This is a genomic window from Nocardia tengchongensis (assembly GCF_054781395.1).
Map to the genome: position 1 here is coordinate 546,811 of NZ_BAAGUM010000017.1, position 17,189 is coordinate 563,999.

19 protein-coding genes are annotated in these 17,189 nt (G+C 69.2%); 8 read left to right on the forward strand and 11 right to left on the reverse strand.

Annotation, left to right across the window (positions count from 1 at the left end; all coding sequences use genetic code 11):
- Nucleotides 1-34 precede the first annotated feature (34 nt).
- The 3 genes from obgE to ACYVKL_RS33540 all read left to right on the forward strand — a co-directional run bounded on the left by obgE (nt 35) and on the right by ACYVKL_RS33540 (nt 3,661).
- Nucleotides 35-1,486 (forward strand): GTPase ObgE, encoded by a 1,452-nt coding sequence (obgE, locus tag ACYVKL_RS33530; RefSeq protein WP_379167116.1) that lies wholly within the window; start codon nt 35-37, stop codon nt 1,484-1,486.
- Nucleotides 1,487-1,662: 176 nt separating this feature from the next.
- Entirely contained in the window at nt 1,663-2,742 is a 1,080-nt protein-coding gene (gene proB, locus ACYVKL_RS33535; protein ID WP_379167912.1) for a glutamate 5-kinase, read from the forward strand.
- Between the two features lie 379 nt (nt 2,743-3,121).
- On the forward strand, nt 3,122-3,661 hold the full coding sequence (locus tag ACYVKL_RS33540) for a DUF4254 domain-containing protein (RefSeq protein ID WP_379167114.1): 540 nt from the start codon (nt 3,122-3,124) through the stop codon (nt 3,659-3,661).
- 251 nt (nt 3,662-3,912) lie between these two features.
- On the opposite strand, the gene ACYVKL_RS33545 is transcribed toward ACYVKL_RS33540, so the two are convergent.
- Both ACYVKL_RS33545 and ACYVKL_RS33550 read right to left on the reverse strand, forming a co-directional pair.
- On the reverse strand, nt 3,913-5,016 hold the full coding sequence (locus ACYVKL_RS33545) for a methyltransferase (RefSeq protein ID WP_379167112.1): 1,104 nt from the start codon (nt 5,014-5,016) through the stop codon (nt 3,913-3,915).
- A 132-nt stretch (nt 5,017-5,148) separates the two neighbouring features.
- On the reverse strand, nt 5,149-5,988 hold the full coding sequence (locus ACYVKL_RS33550) for an NAD(P)H-binding protein (protein WP_379167110.1): 840 nt from the start codon (nt 5,986-5,988) through the stop codon (nt 5,149-5,151).
- 92 nt (nt 5,989-6,080) lie between these two features.
- Here ACYVKL_RS33550 and ACYVKL_RS33555 point away from each other — a divergent pair, with 92 nt between their 5' ends.
- Entirely contained in the window at nt 6,081-6,566 is a 486-nt protein-coding gene (locus ACYVKL_RS33555) for a MarR family winged helix-turn-helix transcriptional regulator (protein ID WP_357193047.1), read from the forward strand.
- Nucleotides 6,567-6,571: 5 nt separating this feature from the next.
- Here ACYVKL_RS33555 and ACYVKL_RS33560 read toward each other — a convergent pair whose 3' ends face one another.
- The 3 genes from ACYVKL_RS33560 to ACYVKL_RS33570 form a co-directional block, all read right to left on the reverse strand.
- Complete coding sequence (locus ACYVKL_RS33560; protein WP_379167108.1) at nt 6,572-6,751, reverse strand: hypothetical protein; 180 nt, start codon at nt 6,749-6,751, stop codon at nt 6,572-6,574.
- A 37-nt stretch (nt 6,752-6,788) separates the two neighbouring features.
- Nucleotides 6,789-8,930, reverse strand: a complete 2,142-nt coding sequence (locus tag ACYVKL_RS33565) for a RecQ family ATP-dependent DNA helicase (protein ID WP_379167106.1) — start codon at nt 8,928-8,930, stop codon at nt 6,789-6,791.
- A gap of 90 nt (nt 8,931-9,020) precedes the next feature.
- The gene (locus tag ACYVKL_RS33570) at nt 9,021-9,206 is read right to left on the reverse strand and encodes a hypothetical protein (RefSeq protein ID WP_379167104.1); all 186 of its coding nucleotides are present in this window, start codon (nt 9,204-9,206) and stop codon (nt 9,021-9,023) included.
- Between the two features lie 365 nt (nt 9,207-9,571).
- Between ACYVKL_RS33570 and ACYVKL_RS33575 the strand changes: the two genes are divergently transcribed.
- Nucleotides 9,572-10,051, forward strand: coding sequence for a hypothetical protein (locus tag ACYVKL_RS33575; protein WP_213557333.1), 480 nt, complete (start codon nt 9,572-9,574; stop codon nt 10,049-10,051).
- A gap of 6 nt (nt 10,052-10,057) precedes the next feature.
- Here ACYVKL_RS33575 and ACYVKL_RS33580 read toward each other — a convergent pair whose 3' ends face one another.
- The 4 genes from ACYVKL_RS33580 to ACYVKL_RS33595 form a co-directional block, all read right to left on the reverse strand.
- Nucleotides 10,058-11,281 (reverse strand): RtcB family protein, encoded by a 1,224-nt coding sequence (locus ACYVKL_RS33580; protein ID WP_379167101.1) that lies wholly within the window; start codon nt 11,279-11,281, stop codon nt 10,058-10,060.
- 74 nt (nt 11,282-11,355) lie between these two features.
- Nucleotides 11,356-12,579: a glutamate ABC transporter substrate-binding protein gene (locus ACYVKL_RS33585; protein ID WP_379167099.1), complete on the reverse strand. Its 1,224-nt coding sequence runs from the start codon at nt 12,577-12,579 to the stop codon at nt 11,356-11,358.
- Nucleotides 12,580-12,750: 171 nt separating this feature from the next.
- A complete protein-coding gene (locus ACYVKL_RS33590) occupies nt 12,751-13,614 on the reverse strand; it encodes an aminotransferase class I/II-fold pyridoxal phosphate-dependent enzyme (protein WP_379167097.1) in 864 nt (287 codons plus the stop codon).
- A 44-nt stretch (nt 13,615-13,658) separates the two neighbouring features.
- Entirely contained in the window at nt 13,659-14,216 is a 558-nt protein-coding gene (locus tag ACYVKL_RS33595) for a TetR/AcrR family transcriptional regulator (RefSeq protein ID WP_379167095.1), read from the reverse strand.
- 84 nt (nt 14,217-14,300) lie between these two features.
- On the opposite strand from ACYVKL_RS33595, the gene ACYVKL_RS33600 reads away from it, so the two are divergent.
- The 3 genes from ACYVKL_RS33600 (at nt 14,301) to ACYVKL_RS33610 (ending at nt 15,664) form a co-directional block, all read left to right on the forward strand.
- Complete coding sequence (locus ACYVKL_RS33600) at nt 14,301-14,723, forward strand: nuclear transport factor 2 family protein (protein WP_379167093.1); 423 nt, start codon at nt 14,301-14,303, stop codon at nt 14,721-14,723.
- A gap of 90 nt (nt 14,724-14,813) precedes the next feature.
- On the forward strand, nt 14,814-15,299 hold the full coding sequence (locus tag ACYVKL_RS33605) for a MarR family winged helix-turn-helix transcriptional regulator (RefSeq protein WP_379167090.1): 486 nt from the start codon (nt 14,814-14,816) through the stop codon (nt 15,297-15,299).
- A complete protein-coding gene (locus tag ACYVKL_RS33610) occupies nt 15,296-15,664 on the forward strand; it encodes a DUF5313 family protein (protein WP_213557328.1) in 369 nt (122 codons plus the stop codon). Before ACYVKL_RS33605 ends, ACYVKL_RS33610 begins: the two co-directional genes overlap by 4 nt.
- Nucleotides 15,665-15,694: 30 nt before the next feature.
- Here the strand turns inward: ACYVKL_RS33610 and ACYVKL_RS33615 are convergent, their stop codons facing one another.
- Nucleotides 15,695-16,126 carry a DUF4189 domain-containing protein gene (locus ACYVKL_RS33615; RefSeq protein WP_379167088.1) on the reverse strand — a complete coding sequence of 144 codons (432 nt, stop codon included), beginning with the start codon at nt 16,124-16,126 and terminating at the stop codon, nt 15,695-15,697.
- Nucleotides 16,127-16,199: 73 nt separating this feature from the next.
- On the reverse strand, nt 16,200-17,153 hold the full coding sequence (locus tag ACYVKL_RS33620) for an alpha/beta hydrolase (protein WP_379167086.1): 954 nt from the start codon (nt 17,151-17,153) through the stop codon (nt 16,200-16,202).
- Nucleotides 17,154-17,189: the final 36 nt, after the last annotated feature.

Below are 17,189 nucleotides of genomic sequence, written 5' to 3' on the forward strand. Positions count from 1 at the left end.
AGTCGACAAGTCCTGAAGGAGGATGATCACCGATATGTCCAAATTCATCGACCGTGTCGAGCTGCACGTGCGTGCGGGCAAGGGTGGACACGGCTGCGCTTCGGTGCGCCGGGAGAAGTTCATGCCGTTGGGTGGACCCGATGGCGGTAACGGCGGCAACGGCGGGGACGTGACCCTCGAGGTCGACCCGAACGTGCACACGCTGCTGGACTTCCATTTCCACCCGCATGCCAAGGGCGGGAACGGCAAGCCCGGTGAGGGCAGCAACCGCAATGGCAAGCAGGGCGAGGGGCTGCTGCTGAAGGTGCCGGACGGCACCGTGGTGATGAGCACCGACGGCGAGGTGCTGGCGGACCTGACCGGCGCGGGCACCCAGTACGTGGCGGCCCGTGGTGGTCGCGGCGGGCTCGGCAACGCGGCGCTGGTGTCCAAGGCGCGCAAGGCTCCCGGTTTCGCGCTGCTCGGCGAGGACGGCCAGGAGCGCGATGTCGTTCTGGAGCTGAAGTCGGTCGCCGATGTCGGCCTGGTGGGTTTCCCGTCGGCCGGAAAGTCGTCACTGGTGTCGGTGCTGTCGGCGGCCAAGCCGAAGATCGCGGATTACCCGTTCACCACGCTGGTGCCGAACCTCGGTGTGGTGCTCGCCGGCGATACGACGTTCACCGTGGCCGATGTGCCGGGTCTGATTCCGGGCGCGAGCGAGGGCCGCGGTCTGGGTCTGGACTTCCTGCGGCACCTGGAGCGCTGCGCGGTGCTGGCCCATGTGGTGGACTGCGCCACGCTGGAACCCGGCCGTGATCCGGTGTCGGATGTGGACGCTCTGGAGGCCGAGCTGGCGGCGTATCAGCCCGCGCTGGCCGGTGACACCGGTCTGGGTGATCTGGCCGATCGTCCGCGCGTGGTGATCCTCAACAAGGCCGACATCCCCGATGCCGACGAGCTGGCCGAGTTCGTGCTGCCGGAGTTCGAGAAGCGCGGCTGGCCGGTGTTCAAGATCTCGGCGGTGAGCCGGGAAGGCTTGCGGCCGTTGACCTTCGCGCTGGCGGAGATGGTCGCCGAGTACCGCGAGGCGCATCCGAAGGCGGAGCCGAAGCGGGCCATCATCCGCCCGGTCGCCAAGGGCGACAGCGGTTTCCGGGTCATTCGTGATCCCGAGGTCGAGGGCGGCTTCATCGTGGTGGGCGAGCGGCCCGAGCGGTGGGTGCGTCAGACCCAGTTCGACAACGACGAGGCCGTGGGCTACCTGGCGGATCGCCTGGCCCGCCTCGGTGTCGAGGACCAGCTGGTCAAGCTGGGCGCCGAGCCGGGCGCTTCGGTGACCATCGCGGATTACTGCTTCGATTGGGAGCCTTCGATTTCCGCGGGTGTGGACACCCTGCTGACCCGCCGCGGCGTGGACCCGCGCCTGGATCAGACCGAGCGCATCGGCGCGGCCGAGCGCAAGCACGCTTCCCGCGTGCGCCGTGGCCTGGTCGACGAGGACGAGTAATACAGTGCCACTGGGCTGTTCGCGACGGAGCGGACAGCCCGGTGTGGGTGAACGACGGATTCGGGTGCGACGGTGCTTCGGTATCGCAGGCGAATTGAGGTGTGGTGCAAGTGAGTTCGAGTGGCACTCAGGCGGCCGAGCGGGGCGCCGGGGAACTCAGCGCGGCGCGGCAGGCCATCGCGTCGGCGCGCAGCGTGGTGGTGAAGATCGGCTCGTCGGCGCTGACCAGCCTGGAGGGCGGTCTCGATACCGGCCGCCTGGACCGGCTGGCCGATGCGGTGGAGACCCGCATGCGCGCGGGTTCGGATCTCGTGGTGGTGTCCTCGGGCGCGATCGGTGCGGGCATGGCTCCGCTCGGATTGTCCAAGCGGCCCAAGGATCTCGCGACCAAGCAGGCCGCGGCGAGTGTCGGGCAGCTGGCGTTGGCGCACGCGTGGGGAACCTCTTTCGCCCGCTACGACCGGGTGGTCGGCCAGGTGTTGTTGAGCGCCGGGGATTTCGGCCGCCGCGAGCCGCATCGCAATGCCCAGCGCACCCTGGACCGGCTGCGGTCGCTGCACGCGATCGCGGTGGTGAACGAGAACGACACCGTCGCAACGGAAGAGATCCGTTTCGGCGACAACGACCGGCTGGCCGCGCTGGTCGCGCATCTGGTCGGCGCGGACGCGCTGATCCTGCTGTCGGATGTGGACGGCCTCTACGACGGTGACCCGCGCAAGGGTTCGGCGAATTTCATTCCGGAGGTGCGCAGCAGCGCGGATCTGGATGGTGTGATCGCCGGTTCCGGTGGCGCGCTGGGGACCGGGGGCATGGCTTCCAAGTTGTCGGCGGCCCGGTTGGCCGCCGATGCCGGCGTGCCCGTGCTGCTGGCCGCGGCTTCCGATGCGGCGGCGGCACTTTCGGGTGCGACGGTCGGTACGGCGTTCGCCGCGCGCCCGGTTCGGTTGTCGGCCCGCAAGTTCTGGGTCCGGCACGCCGCCGACGCCCGGGGCGCGGTGCATCTGGACGCCGGTGCGGTGTCGGCGGTGTCTGAGCGCCGGCATTCGCTGCTGGCGGCGGGCATCACCTCGGTGACGGGGCATTTCTACGGCGGTGACGTCATCGATCTGATCGCGCCGGACGGTGTGCTGGTCGCGCGCGGGGTCGCGGCGTATGACAGTGATGAGCTGGAGACCATGAAGGGTCTTTCCACCACCGCGTTGCCGGACAGCATGCAGCGTCCGGTGGTGCACGCCGACGACCTGGTGAAGGTCTAGGTCCGCTGCCCTCGTGGTGATCTGATTTCGCTGCGTGGTGGCAGCGTGGTTTCGCGGCTCGGGTGAAGGTCTGGCGTCGCCCGGGCTACGTGGTGGCGACATGTCTGTTACGAGCGAATTGCATTGGGGGAGAGGGCAAGTAACAGTACGGACTGGGCGGTTGGTCTCGCGCTGGAGGGGCAGTGCGAGGGCGGGGGAAGGGCGGTGGCCGGGACAGCCGATCGGTTCATGCTGGAGGTGCACCCGGTGCCGCATCGAGATGTGCCCTTCGCCGATAGCGGTTGCCCGGATCCGGCGCGGTCCGCCCTTGCCGCGCCGGGCTCGCGGTCCGGTGGCCGCCCGCGGCCCGGGTGCGCCCGCACCGCCCGTGGAGGTAGGTATGTACGTACCGCAACCTGATAGCACACCGCTGTGGCGGGCGAGCGGCCGTGACACCAGATTCGACCACCGCCACGGCCCCGCCGAGGATCGGACCGCCCGGTTCGACGACGATCGTCCGCTGCTACCCGACTGGCACGAACTGCTGGCCGCCTTCTGCGGGCACATCGGGGACCAGCCCGAGGACCACCCGGTCACCCGCTGGTCCCGGGCGCTGGCGGAGCTGCATCTGCAACGGCGTCACACCCGCTCCGGCGATGTGGGCGGGATCGACGAGCTACGCGCTCAGCTGGTGACCTTCATCGACGAGTGGGTATCGAGCCGGGCGCTGCCGAGGGGTGCAGCGCGGGCCGAATCCTTGGGAGCCGTGGTCGACGCCATGGCCGCCGCACACGTGCGCGCGGTGCATCTGCTCAGAACGGCAGCGAAGGTGTCGGACGAACAAGTACACGCCGCCTGGTTTCTGCTGGCGCAGATGGCGGACGGTTGGACCGATCGGGCCGCAGGGGTTGTCGGCCCACGGATCCGCCGTACCGCCTGAAACGCCGGTGTCACAACCGGATCCGGGCGGTCGGAGGTAGCCCGCGCCGGGCGTGTGGATTGCGCCGCACACGCCCCGCGGGCGCCTCGTTCCCGGTGCCCGTCACCGGGCGCGTCGAGATCAGCCTGCCTGGCACGTATTTGTCACCGGGCGCGTCGGGAGATCAGCCTGCCCGGCACGTATCTGTCACCGGGCAGGACGCTACTCGTTCAGTACGCGCCACGCTGCGATAACCAGGGGATGTGCCTGGTTCACCACGTTGGATGCGCCTCGATCACACACTCCGGGGCGGCGGTCGGGGTGATCCCGGTGAGTACGAAACCGCTGCGGGAGAGCAGGTTTCCGAACTCGGTCTTGGTGCGCTCCCGCCCGCCCGCGGTATTGACCAGCATCTCCAGGTCGATCACCTTGCCGGGGTGCGGGCGGTGGTGCTCCGGCATCACCATCTCGATGATCAGCAGCCGCGCTTCGGATTCCATGGCGGTGCGCACGGTCCGCAGGATGCGTTCGGCGTCCGCGTCGGACCAGTCGTGGACGATGTGCTTGAGCAGGTAGGCGTCCGCGCCCTTGGGGACCGTGTCGAAGAAGCTGCCGCCCTCCACGGTGAGGCGGCCGGTGAGCCCGGGGCCCCGCAGCTGTTCCTCCAGCCCGTCGGCCACCCGCGGCAGGTCGAACACGGTGCCGCGCATGGACGGATGGCGGTGCAGGATGTCCACCAGCAGGCTGCCGCGGCCGCCGCCGATGTCCACGATCGAGCCGAAGCGCCCGAAATCGAAGGCGGCCTGCAGCGGTTCGGTGGACAGGCTGCCGACGCTGGTCATGGCCTGGTCGAAGATCTGCCCGGCCTCGGGATGCTGCTCGGCGAACTCGAAGAACTCCATGCCTTCGAGTTCCGGCCACAGCGATCGGCCGGAGCGGACCGAGTCGGCCAGAAACGACCAGTGCTTGCGGTGCAGGTCGTTTCCGAGGAACACGAACAGGTCGCGCATCGAGACCGCGGCGTCGGCGCGCAGCCCCTGGGAGATGCCGGTCAGCTCGTAGGCCCCGTCGCGGCGTTGCCCGAACACGCCCGCGCTGATCAGCAGGCGCATGAGCCGGCGCACCCCGTCCTCGCTGGCGCCGATGGCGCGCGCCAGGTCGGCGGGCTGCCGGGGGCCCTCGGCCAGGGCGTCGGCGATGCCGAGTTCGGCCGCCGCGCAGGTGGCCTGGGTCAGGTACCCGGAAGTCGACAATTCCAGGAGGGCGATGTGCCCCGGGACCAGCCGCCGGTGCAGGGCGGCCAGTCCGTCGCGGACCCAGGTGAGGGCGCGCAGGAGCGGCAGTGGTGGAACCTTCGGTGGTGGTGCGGACGCCATGCTGAACTCCCCGGGATCGTTCGGCGACTGCGGGATTCGTCCGAGCCTACGCGCCGCGCCCCTGGTGGGCAGTGGTTTCCGCGACGACCGGGCTACCGGGCGCGGCGTGGCTCGGGCGGGTTGCGGCGTGGCTCAGGCGGCGCTGAAGGCGGGCGCGTTCTCGCGGGCCCACTGGGCGAAGGTGCGGGCGGGGACGCCGAGCAGGGTCTCGGTGGTGTCGGCGGGGGTTTCGGGCTGGTCGGTGGTGAGTGCCCAGATCTGGAGCAGGGAATTCACGATGTAGGGCGGCATGGTGCGCGACAGCTGGGCCTCGGCCTCGGCCGGGGTGATGGTGGTGATCGGGATCTCGCGGCCGATGGCCTCGGCGAGGTGGCCGATCTGCGCGCGGAAGCTGATCGCCGCCGGTCCGGTGAGAGTGACTGTGCGGCCGCGCAATTCGTCGCCGGTGAGGGCGGCGACCGCGATGTCGGCGATATCGAGAGGGTGGATCATGGCCAGGGCGGCGTCGGGATAGGCATGCTCGATCGGCTCGCCCGCCGACACCGCCGCGATCCAGCCGAAGGCATTGCTGTCGAAGCCTCCCGGACGCAGCGTGGTGGTGGCGAGATTCGCGGCGGCGAGAGCGTTCTCGACGGCCAGGTGGCTCGCGCCGATGGGGTTGGCGGCGGCGTTCGGATCGTTGACCGCCGAGGACGACAGCAGCACGACGTGCTCCACGCCGGCGGCCGCGGCGGCCTGGGCGAAGGTGTCGGCGGCGGCCGGGTTGGCGTAGAGGAAGACCTGGCGCACGTCTTTCAGTGCGGCGGTGAGGCTTTCGAGGTCCTCGGGCAGGCTGGTGGCCTCGATCCCGGCGGGGAGGTCGAGGGCCGAGGGGTCCTTGCTGGCGGCGCGAACCGGCAGGCCGCGCGCGTGCAGGGTGGTGAGGACGGCGCGGCCGATCTGGCCGCGAGCGCCGGTGACGAGAATGGTCATGAAATGCATGCTGTCATGCACACAGTTGTGCGTCAACACATATGTTCCGATGTGCACGCAGATGCTGATATGCATGCAGATACGATGTGGGGATGACGACGGACGACCGCACCCCCGACGAGCTGCTGGATGCCATCGGCCCGGCGTTCGGCAAGCTCCGCCGCGGTGTCCTGCAGCAGGTCGAGAATCCGATCAGCGCCAAGGACTCCACCCGCGCCCTGGTGCTGGGCCTGGTCCTGGGCTGCGGGCAGGACCAGCCGGGGGAGATGACCGTCGGCGGTATCGCCGCGGCCATGTGTGTGGACCCGTCGGTGGCGAGTCGCATGGTCACCGACAACATCAAGGCGGGCTACCTGCTGCGGGTCCCCTCACAGCTCGACGGCCGCCGCGCCGTCCTCGAACTCAGCCCCGAGGGCCTGGAGTTCATGACCCGCTTCCGTGGACAGCAGCGCGTCGCCTTCGAATACATCACGGCCGAGTGGCCGGAACAGGACCGCCTCGACTTCGCGCGCCTCATGTTGCGCTACGTCGACGCCATCGAGAACCTCGAGAACCGGCGGCCCGCCCACGACGCCTGAGCGCGTCAGGGCCCGGAGGTTCCCCCGTAGAGGGTGGCCTTGGCGTCCGGATCGGGGTCCGGGCCGAAGTCGACGGCCGAATGCTCCCGGTCGACCTCCTCGATCCACTGCGTCGGCTCGGGCGGTAGCTTGCGCCAGCGCGCCCGTGGATCGTTCGCCTCGTCGCCGCTGTTCCCCGTAGTCATGCTCTCTCCCTTCCCCATTCGACGGTACGCCCCAAGGTCAGGACGGGGTAGCCAACGCGAAGGGCAGGATGGCGTCGGCTCCGGCGGCGCGGAGGGTGCGGGCGGCCATGGTGAAGGTCCAGCCGGTGTCGGTGAGGGCGTCGACCAGCAGGATCGGGCCGTCCACCGCGGTGAGATCCGGTGTCTCCCAGGCATTGTGGAGGGCGGCGACGCGGTGGGCCGAGTTGGCGGCCGACACCGGCGGTAGATCGGGGCGCAGCGAGAGGACGCCGAGGTCCTGGAGGCGGCCGATCTCGGCGAGGCGGGCGGCCAGGGATCGGGTCAGCATGGGGCGGGTGCCGGAGTCCAGGGCCAGGACGGCGGTGGGGCGCTGGGCCCAATCCCATTCGCGCAGTACGGTGGTGCAGGCGCGGAAGACCTCGTCGGGGACCGGCGCGTCGGGGCCGTCGAGCAGGGGGCGCAGGCGCTGGCCCCAGCCGAGATTGCTCAAGCGGCCCAGCACACGGCCGGTCTCGGGGCCGTCGGTGATCTTGCCGGACAGCGAGATTCCGAGTTTGGCCAGGCCGGTGGGCCACTGCTTGCGGGGCGCGAGATCGATGCCGGGGCGGTCCAGGCGGGTGCGGATCTCGGCCAGTTCGGTGTCGTCGACGGCGGTGTCCTGGCGGGCGCCGGTGCAGTTGTCGCAGCGGCCGCAGTGGGTGCCGAGCACCAGGCCCGGATCGTCGAGTTGGCTGCGCAGGAACGTCATCCGGCATTCGGCGGTGAACTGATAGTCGATCATGGCCTGCTGCTCCGCCTCGCGCGCGACGCTGAGGCGTTCGTAGCGTTCTGTGTCGTAGACCCAGGGTTCGCCGGTGCCGAGCCAGCCGCCGCGCACCCGGCGCACCGCGCCGTCGACGTCGAGCACCTTGAGCACCATCTCCAGGCGGGAGCGATTCAGCTCCACCAAGGGTTCCAGGGCGGCGGTGGACAGCGGACGCTCGGTGTCCAGGGCGGCCAGCACCGAGCGCACGATGTGCTCGCGCGGGAAGGCGACCGACGCGAAGTAGCTCCAGATCTGGCGGTCTTCGTGGCCGGGCAGCAGCACCACCTCGGCCCGCTCGGTGCCGCGGCCCGCGCGGCCCACCTGCTGGTAGTAGGAGATGGGGGAGGAGGGTGCGCCCAGGTGCACCACGAACCCGAGATCCGGCTTGTCGAAACCCATTCCGAGCGCGGAGGTGGCGATCAGCGCCTTCACCTCGTTGTTCAACAGTGCGGCCTCGAGCGCTTCGCGTTCGGTGGGATCGGTCTGCCCGGTGTAGGCGGCGACGTGGTGTCCGTGCGAGTTCAATACGTCGGCGAGATCGTGGGCGGCGGCCACGGTGAGCGCGTAGACGATGCCCGACCCGGGCAGTTCGTGCAGCCGTTTGCTGAGCCAGGCGGTGCGCTGCACCGCGTCGGCGATCCGCACCACCGACAGGTGCAGCGACTCGCGGTCCAGGCTGCCGCGCAGAACGAGTGTGTCCGTGCCGATCTGGGTGGCCACGTCGGTCACCACCCGGTCGTTGGCGGTGGCCGTGGTGGCCAGCACCGGCACCTCCGAGCCGAGATCGGCGATGAGGGTGCGGATCCGGCGATAGTCGGGCCGGAAGTCGTGCCCCCAGTCCGAGACGCAGTGTGCTTCGTCGATCACCACCAGCCCGGCGTCGGCGGCCAGCTTGGGCAGCACCGAATCCCGGAAGTCCGGATTGTTCAACCGTTCCGGGCTCACCAGCAGCACGTCGACGTCCCCCGCGGCCACCCGCGCGTGGATCTCGTCCCACTCGGTGACGTTGCCCGAATTGATGGTCGCCGCAACGACTCCCGCCCGTTCGGCGGAGGACACCTGGTTGCGCATCAACGCCAGCAGCGGCGACACGATCACCGTCGGCCCCCGCCCCTGGGCCCGCAGCAGTTTCGCGGAGATGAAGTACACCGCGGACTTACCCCACCCGGTGCGCTGCACCACCAGGGCTCGTCGCCGCTGCACCACCAGCGCCTCGATCGCGACCCACTGATCCTCCCGCAACCGTGCGGCGGGCCCGGCCAGCTCCCGCAGCAGCCGTTCCGCGTCGTCCCGTAATCCGCCGTCGCCGGGGCGCGCGGAATCGACGAGTTCGAGGTCGGAGCGGTTCGAGTCGGCTGGGGTCACGCGCTCCATCGTGCCCCACCGCACCGACACGGTGACCTCGCCGCTCGGAATTCGGGCAACTTCGCACCCCGCCCGGTGGCGTGGACGGGCACGCGCGGATCAGCCGCCGGTGCGGAGGTAGGCGCGGACCAGGGTCTCGACCAGGCGATCGAGGGGCAGCCACGGGAAGCTGGGCCGGTCTTGGCGCAGCGTGATCAGGCCGTGCATGCCCGCCCACAGGCATTGGGCGGTGGCTTCGGGGTCGGGTGCGCCGGCGGCGGCCGCGGTGTCGACGAGCAGCATCATGGTGGGCAGGCCGGGGAGTTAGCCGCTGCTGGGTTCCCTGCCGGGGGTGCCGGAGGTGCCGAACAAGACGCGGTAGTGGCCTGGGTGGGTCCTGATTCACTACGCCTTCTCCAGCGGACCGCTCGGCGATCGTGTCATGACGAAGGGTGATCGCGCGGGCGCGGAGCACTTCCGTGCCGCCGCAGCCGAACTGGCCCCGCAGACAACCGTGCAATTACTCCAAACCGGACAGTCGCTCGAGGTCTAGGACGCCGCTGGACACCGCCTTGATTGCGGTGCCGTCAAGATCGCGCGGAATCCGGTGCGCGGACGGACAATAGGGTTCCGGGCACGAAGGGCGTCCGGGGGCGCGCAGGGAGACGCACATGCCGGAGAAGTTTCCGTCGCCCGCGGGGTGGACTCCGCCGGGGGCGCAGTTCCGCAGCAGTGGCAATGTTTCGCGGACGGTGGCCGGCACACTGACGGGGTTGCTCATCACGCCCGTCGGCATCGCCCTGGCCGCGCGCGGGGCGGCCGGAACCAGGCAGTGGACGATTCTGGGGGATTTCGCCGACCGCGTCGGCTCGACCATCCAGATTCTGCTGGCCGCAGCCCTTTTCCTGGTGGTCGCGGCCCTGGCCGCCTACTCCCCGGCGGGCACCATCGTGGCCGGCCTGGTGTGGGGCGTGCTGCCCGGGATCATCCATTTCATCTTCCCGGACGACACGTTCCGATTGATCGGCGATCTCCCGCTGTCCGATGAGATGCATGTCGCGCTGTACCAGTGGCTGCAAACCGGATTCCCGCTCATCGTGGGCATCCTGCTGGTGGGTGCGGGTGCAGCGGCGACCTTCCGTCGCCGCTGACCCGGCTCACCCCTTCACGCACAGCACCTGCCGCAGCGTGGCGACGACGTCCACCAGGTCGGACTGTGCCGCGATGACCTGGTCGATGTCCTTGTAGGCCGCGGGAATCTCGTCGATCACCCCGGCGTCCTTGCGGGACTCCACGCCCTCGGTCTGCGCGACCAGGTCGGCCACCGTGAACTGCTTCTTGGCCGCGTTGCGGCTCATTCGCCGCCCCGCGCCGTGCGACGCCGACTGGAACGAGGCCGGATTTCCCTTGCCCCGAACCACATACGACCGCGTCCCCATGGAGCCGGGAATCAGCGCGAGGTCGCCCGCGCCCGCCCGGACCGCGCCCTTGCGGGTGACCAGCATGGGGATTCCGTCGATGACCTCTTCCGCCACATAGTTGTGGTGGCAGGAGATCGGCTCGTCGAAATGCACTGCCAAACCGTCGAATTCATCGCGGACGGCCCTGCAGACCAGTGCCAGGATGACGGCCCGGTTGCGGGCCGCGTATTCCTGGGCCCAGGTCAGATCGCGCCGGTACGCGTCCATTTCCGGGGTGTCGGAAAGGAATACGGACAGGTCGCGATGCGGCAGGTCCTGGTTGTGCGGCAGCGTGCGCGCGACTGCCATGTGCCGCTGCGCGATCTCGTTGCCGATATTGCGGCTGCCGGAGTGCAGCAGGATCCACACCCGATCCTCGGTGTCGACGCACAGTTCCTGGAAGTGGTTGCCGCCGCCGAGGGTTCCCATCTGGTTGTGGGCCTTGGATTCCCGGGGCCGCACGATCGGATCCAGCGAGTCGAAGGCCTTCCAGAACCGCTCCCAGCCTGCCCGCATGGTGGTGCCCGCGGCGCGCTGGCCGAAGACCTCCGCGTTCAGCCGGTTCACGTCCACCGGTTCGCGGTGCGCCGCGAACCCGACCGGCAGCGCCGCCTCGATCCGCGATCGCAGCGAGTGCAGGTTATCGGGCAGGTCGGACGCGGTCAGCGAGGTCAGCACGGCTTCCATGCCGCACCCGATGTCCACCCCGACGGCGGCCGGCGCGACCGCGTCCCGCATGGCGATGACCGATCCGACCGTCGCGCCCTTGCCCAGGTGCACGTCCGGCATCACGCGGACGCCGTACACCCATTTCAGCTGGGAGATGTCGCGCAACTGCTGCAGCGCGGCCGCTCCGACTTCGTGCTCGTGGGCCCACATGAGCGTCTGCGCTCGAGTACCGCGCAGCTCGACGGGAAACATTGGACAGTCCTTTCTTTCGACTGCCGTTCACGGTAGGTGCACCGCCCGTCCCGGCGCACCGCATTATTCGGCGGTCAGGGTTCGACGAAGTCGGCGGTGAGGCCGCACAGCTTCCAGGCGCCGTCGCGGCGGACCATCGTTCCGGTGTAATCGATGTCCTTGAAGTATGCGCGGTATTTCTCGGGGACGTTGGTGAAGGTTTCGTGGAATGCGAAGGTGCCGGAGTTCGGGTCGGATTGGGTGACGCCGGTGACGGTATTGGTGTACCCGGCATTGCGTATTTCCGCGCCCAGGCTCCGGTCGTATTGGGGGGTGTATTGGAAAACGATTTCGTCGATGGCGTCGGCGTTCTCCGGGCAGACCAGGGAGCGGAATCCTTCCCAGTCACGGGCATTGGAGGTGGCGGCGACGGCTTTGGCGGCATTCACCAATGCGGGATCGAGGGTGGCCGGGTCGCCGGGTTCGACGGTTCTGTCGGGGGCGTTGAATACCACCGGTGCGGGTAGCGGTTTGTAGCCCGTCCCGTAGAGGTGGGCTTCCAATGCGCGCCGCCAGCTGCCGTCGTCGATCATCGCGTGAATGATCGCGGTGATGCGGCTCTGCAATTCGAGATCCCCTTTGCGCACGCCGACCCCGTACCGTTCGCGGGTGAATCGGTGCCCGACCAGGCGCAGCATCCCGGGTTGTTCGTGGGTGTAGCCGGCGAGAATGACGTCGTCGGTGGTGACGGCGTCGACGGTGCCGGCGATCAGGTCGGCGACGCACTGCGGGTAGGTCTCGCGGGTGGTGAGTTTGACGAAGCGGGCGAAGCTGCTCCGGATCTTGTCGGCGGAGGTGGAGCCCTCGGCGGTGCAGACGGTGCGCCCGTCCAGGTCCTCGGGTGCGTCGATGGCGCGCTCGCTCTGCCGCACCAGCAGGTCCTGACCGGCCATCAGGTAGGGCCCGGCGAAGGACACCAGCTGCTGGCGGGCGGCGGTGATCGAGTAGGAGGCGACGACGAAATCGACGGTCTCGGAGGTCAGCAGGGTTTCGCGCTGGTCGGAGCGGGCTTCGCGCCAGGTGATGTGTTCGGGGGTGACGCCCAGCTTGCCGGCGATGTAGGTGGCGATGTCGATGTCGAAGCCGCGCGGCCGGCCGTCGATTCCTTTGACCGACAGGCCGGGTTGGTCGAATTTGATGCCGATGGTCAGCGTCCGCGGTGGCGGCGGTGGCGGCGCGTCGTCGGGTTTCGGACTATTGCCGCAGGCTGCCAATGTCAGACCGGCGGTGAGGGCGACGGCGCGGATCGCACGCTTCATCGAATCTGATCTCCTGTCATCAGCTCCGGTGGCAATTGTTCAGCACAGGGAGCATCAAAGCACCAGATTCGGCGAAATGCCCGGATATTGCGGCAGCACGGGCGCGATTCGCCTGCGCTTCAGTTTATTCCGCAATATTTCAGCGACATTGCTTGGCGGCTGCGAGCGGAATCAGGAGGCGCGGCGGAGGTGAGCGGGCGGGCGCGCGCCCAGGGTGTCGCGAACCGTTCGGCAAGCGGTCAGGATCTGGTCGACATCGTCGTCGGTCAGGGCGGCGTGCAGCGAGAGCCGGATGATCGCTCGATCCTGGGAGGTGGCGGGCGCGCAGAAGACCGACCCGAACACGTTGTGTTCCTCGAGCAGGTCGCGCACGGCCATCGTGCGCTGCTCAGGTCCGCCGAGTACCGGGATGATCTGGCCGACCGAGTCCTCCAGGTCGAATCCCATGTGTCGCAGTCCGTTTCGAAGGCGCACGCCGACCTCCCGGAGCCGGGACCGCCGCTGGTCGGCGCCGCGGATCACGGCGAGCGCGGCGGCCAGTCCGGCGATGTCGTGCGGTTGCAGGGTGGAGGAGAAGATCGCCGGGTAGGACTCCATCTTGAAGTAGTCGGCGAACTCGCGGTCGGGTGTGGTGATGAATCCGGCGCGCCCGCCGAAGGCTTTGGACAGGCTCGCGGTGCGGAAATGCACTCGGTCGGCGAGGTTTTCCTCGACCACCAGTCCTGCACCGTCCGGTCCGTAGATGCCCAGGGTGTGGGATTCGTCCACGACCAGGACGCTGCCGGTGTCTGCGGCCACGGCACACAGCTCGACCAGTGGGGCACGGCTGCCATTGGTGGAGTACAGCGAGTCGACGGCGATGACGCCGGGCCCGTACTCGTCCACCCGGTCACGCAGCTGCTCGGCATCGTTGTGGCGGAACGGATGGATCGGGGCTCCGGCGAGTTTCGCGCCTTGCCACAGCGACATGTGGGCCAGATAGTCGATGTACACCGGGGTCTCGGCATCGCAGATCGGCCTGGAGCAGGCCGACATTGGCCTCGAGTGCCAGACAGCGTTGTCCGCCCCTTTGTCGCAGGTCAGCGGGTCGCTCGCAATCCATCCGCAATCACGGCGAAGGTGCGTTCGCGCAATCCCGGTGCGGCTCCGGCCTCGTGGACGGCGAGGAAGACGCCCTTGATGATGGTCAGCAGATCGTCGACGCTGATCTCGGGCCGCACCGCCCCGGCGTCCTGGGCGCGGGCGAGCAGCGTGCCCAGGGCCGCTTTCAGATCGTGGGACACCGTGCGCGGATATTCGCCGCCGCCGGAGCGCAGCGCGTCGGCCAGGTCGCGCTTGACTCCGCCCTCGAGCACCATCATCGCCAGGAAGTCGAAGAACACCGTGCCGGGATCCTCGGCCGCGGTCAGTGCGCGCGCATGTGCGGTGATCTTTTCGACCTGATCCAGGATGGCGGCTTCGAAAAGTGCTTCCTTGGTGGGGAAGTGGCGGTACACCGTGCCCGCGCCGACGCCCGCGCGTCGCGCGATCTCGTCGAGTGGCACCGAGATGCCTTCGGCGGCAAAGGCTTCCTGGGCGGCGGCCAGTACCCGCTCGCGATTGCGGCGGGCGTCGGCGCGCAGGGGTCGGTCCGTCACGTCCGACAGCCTACCCAGCCGTTGACAAGCGGGGCGCACGCCCCGATTATTAAGCGGGTCCAACGTTCCGTTTAGGAGGCTTTCGTGTCCACCGCTGTAGAAACCCCTCGTGACCTGGTTGTCCGACTGTTCGAGGTGTTGCCCTCGCGCGATGCGGATCGATTCGCCGCGCTGCTCGCCCCGGATGTCGTCTTCGAGATCCCCTTCCCGATTCAGGGTGAGCCGACCCGCATCGCGGGCCGCGAGCAGATTCGCGCCTACCTGGCCGCGCGGTGGTCGAACATGCCCGGCGTCGAGGTGCACGCCATCCGCCCGGTCATTCACGAGACCGTGGATCCGGGCCTGCTCATCACCGAGGTCGACGTCGATGTCACCCGCCCGGGCTCCGACCGGCAGTGGGTGCGCACCTCGGTCAATGTGATCCGGGTCGAGAACGGCCTGGTCACGCTGTTCCGCGACTACATGGACACCGGCCGGATCGCGGCGATGCGGGCTTCGCGCGGGTGATGTGACGCCAATTACGCACCGGGTCGTCGACTAACAGTTAGTGCATTAACTATTATTGCCCTAACGAAGGCGAGCGAGGAGGGCGGAACAGTGGAGGTCGACGACCCGCTGCGGCTGGACCGGCAGGTGTGTTTCGCGCTGGCGGTGGCGAATCGGGCGGTGCTGGCGGTGTATCGGCCGCTGCTCGAACCGATGGGCCTGACGCATCCGCAGTATCTGGTGATGCTGGCGCTGTGGGGTGAGGCGCCGATGTCGGTCAAGGACATCGGCGAGGCCATTCAGCTCGATTCGCCGACCCTCTCACCGCTGCTCAAGCGGCTGGAGGCGGCGGGTCTGATCACCCGCCGCCGTGACAGCCACGACGAGCGCAACCTGGTCGTCGACCTGACCGCCGCCGGGCGGGAGCTGCGCAACGAGGCGGAGAAGATTCCGCCGGCGGTGGTGGCCCGGCTCGGCGTCAGCCTGGCCGACCTCGAAGAACTGCGCGATGTGCTGAACCGGGTGAATGCCGCGGCGCGGCAGTCGGTTTCGGCGGAGACCGAGCAGGCCGGATCGCAGAAGGGAACCCGGAAATGAAGCGCCCCAACCCTGTTCAGTGGATCGGCTACTCGTGCGGCGCGGTGCTGCCCGAGGAGCTGCGCGAGTGGGTCCGCAACGATCTGACCGGCCCCTGGGCCGGACCCCGGCACGTGGTGCGTCAGCTGGTGCCGCTGCTGCCGGTGTTCGCGCTGGCGTTCCTGCTGCCGGGTGAGCTGTGGTTGCAGCTGGCGGTGATTCTGCTGGGCCTGCTGCTGGCGCTGTTCTACATCGTGGCGTACATGCCGATGAACCGTGCGCATCGGCTGATGAAGCATGGCTTCCCGCAGGATCTGGAGAGCCCGGCCCGGGCCGCGCGCCGGGCTGCCGAACGCGCGGCTTACGAGGCCCAGTACCCGCACTGAGCCCCGGTCGCGAACTCGCGAATCTCGCTGCTACTGCACGCCATTGGTGCACGCGCTGGCCGCGACGCGGGCGGCGCGCGGCTGGGCGCTGCCCAGGTCGGGGAACGGGGGAGCGCTCTGGCCCAGGCCGGTGACCGCGTTCTGTTCGGCTTCGGCGAGGCTGGGGCCGAGGGCCCAGCCCCAGGTGCCGTCGGCGCCCTGCGCGACGGCGCCGCAGCCGTCGGTGAAGCGGAGCACGATCTCGCAGTCGTAGCTGGCGCAGTCGCGGATGGCGGCGGCGTCGGCGACGACCTTGTTGGTGTCGGTGAGCGCGACCGCGGCGTTGCGCAGCCGGGACAGGGCCAGCGTGCCGTAGCCCTGGGGGGCGGCGTCGGCGCTGCCGGCCAGTGCGGCGGTGAGAGCCATGGCCGCGGTGAGCGCGGCCGCTGCGGTGACGGTCGGGGTAGGGCGTGCAACCGGCAACTGAATTCCTGACGTTTCAAACGGGCGAACGTAGGTGATGCTAACCGGTCGGCCCGTGAACGAATGCCGAAATTCAGACGACGGGTGTGCGCGACAGCGCCCGGCGCAGCGCGGTGAACGCGGAAGCGTTGGCGCGCTGGGTTTCCGGCAGATGGAACGCCATCGACATGAACCCGTGCACGGTGCCGTCCCAGCGGTGGATCTCGGTCTCCACGCCGGCCGCGCGCAGCCGCTGTCCGTAGGCCTCGCCCTCGTCGCGCAGCGGATCGAATTCCGCGGTGGCGATGTGGGCGGGCGGCAGGCCGGTCAGGTCGGCGATGGTGGGATTGGCGTAGGGGTCGGACTTGTCGGCGTCGGAGAACAGGTACTGCTCCCAGTACCAGCGGATGTGCGCCGCGGTGGTGAAGTAGCCCTCGGCGTTCTCGGTGTGCGACGGACGGTCGCAGGCCGGATCCAGCATCGGGTACATGAGCAGCTGGAACGCGATGTCGGGCCCGCCGTTGTCGCGCGCGGTGATGGCGGCGACGGTGGCCAGATTGCCGCCCGCGCTGTCCCCGCCCACCGCGATCCGATCCGGGTCCCCGCCCAGGGCTTCGGCGTGGTCGGCGACCCAGCGCAGCACCGCGTAGGCGTCGTCGGCCGCCGCCGGGAAGCGCGCGTCGGGTGCGCGCCGGTAGTCGACCGACACCACGATGACCCCGGCGTCGTTGGCCATGGTGCGGCAGAAGCGGTCGTGAGAGTCCAAGCCGCACAGCACGAATCCGCCGCCGTGGTAGAAGACCACCACGGCCGGAACGGCTTCGGCGTCGAGTGGCCGGTACACCCGCACCGGCACCTCGGGTGCGCCGATCGCGCCGGGCACCAGCCAGTCTTCCACTCCCGCAACGGGAATCGGTTCGACCGGAGCGGCCTTGCGGGCGGCCAGGAAGGCCCGGGCTTCGGCGGCGTCGAACACCTCGGTGCCGAGCGCCGGGAACGCCGCGGTGGCGGCGTCGACGAAGGTCTGCCATTCGGGGGACAGGGTCATTTCGGGCCTTCCTGGATCGCGCTGTCGTGGTTCGGG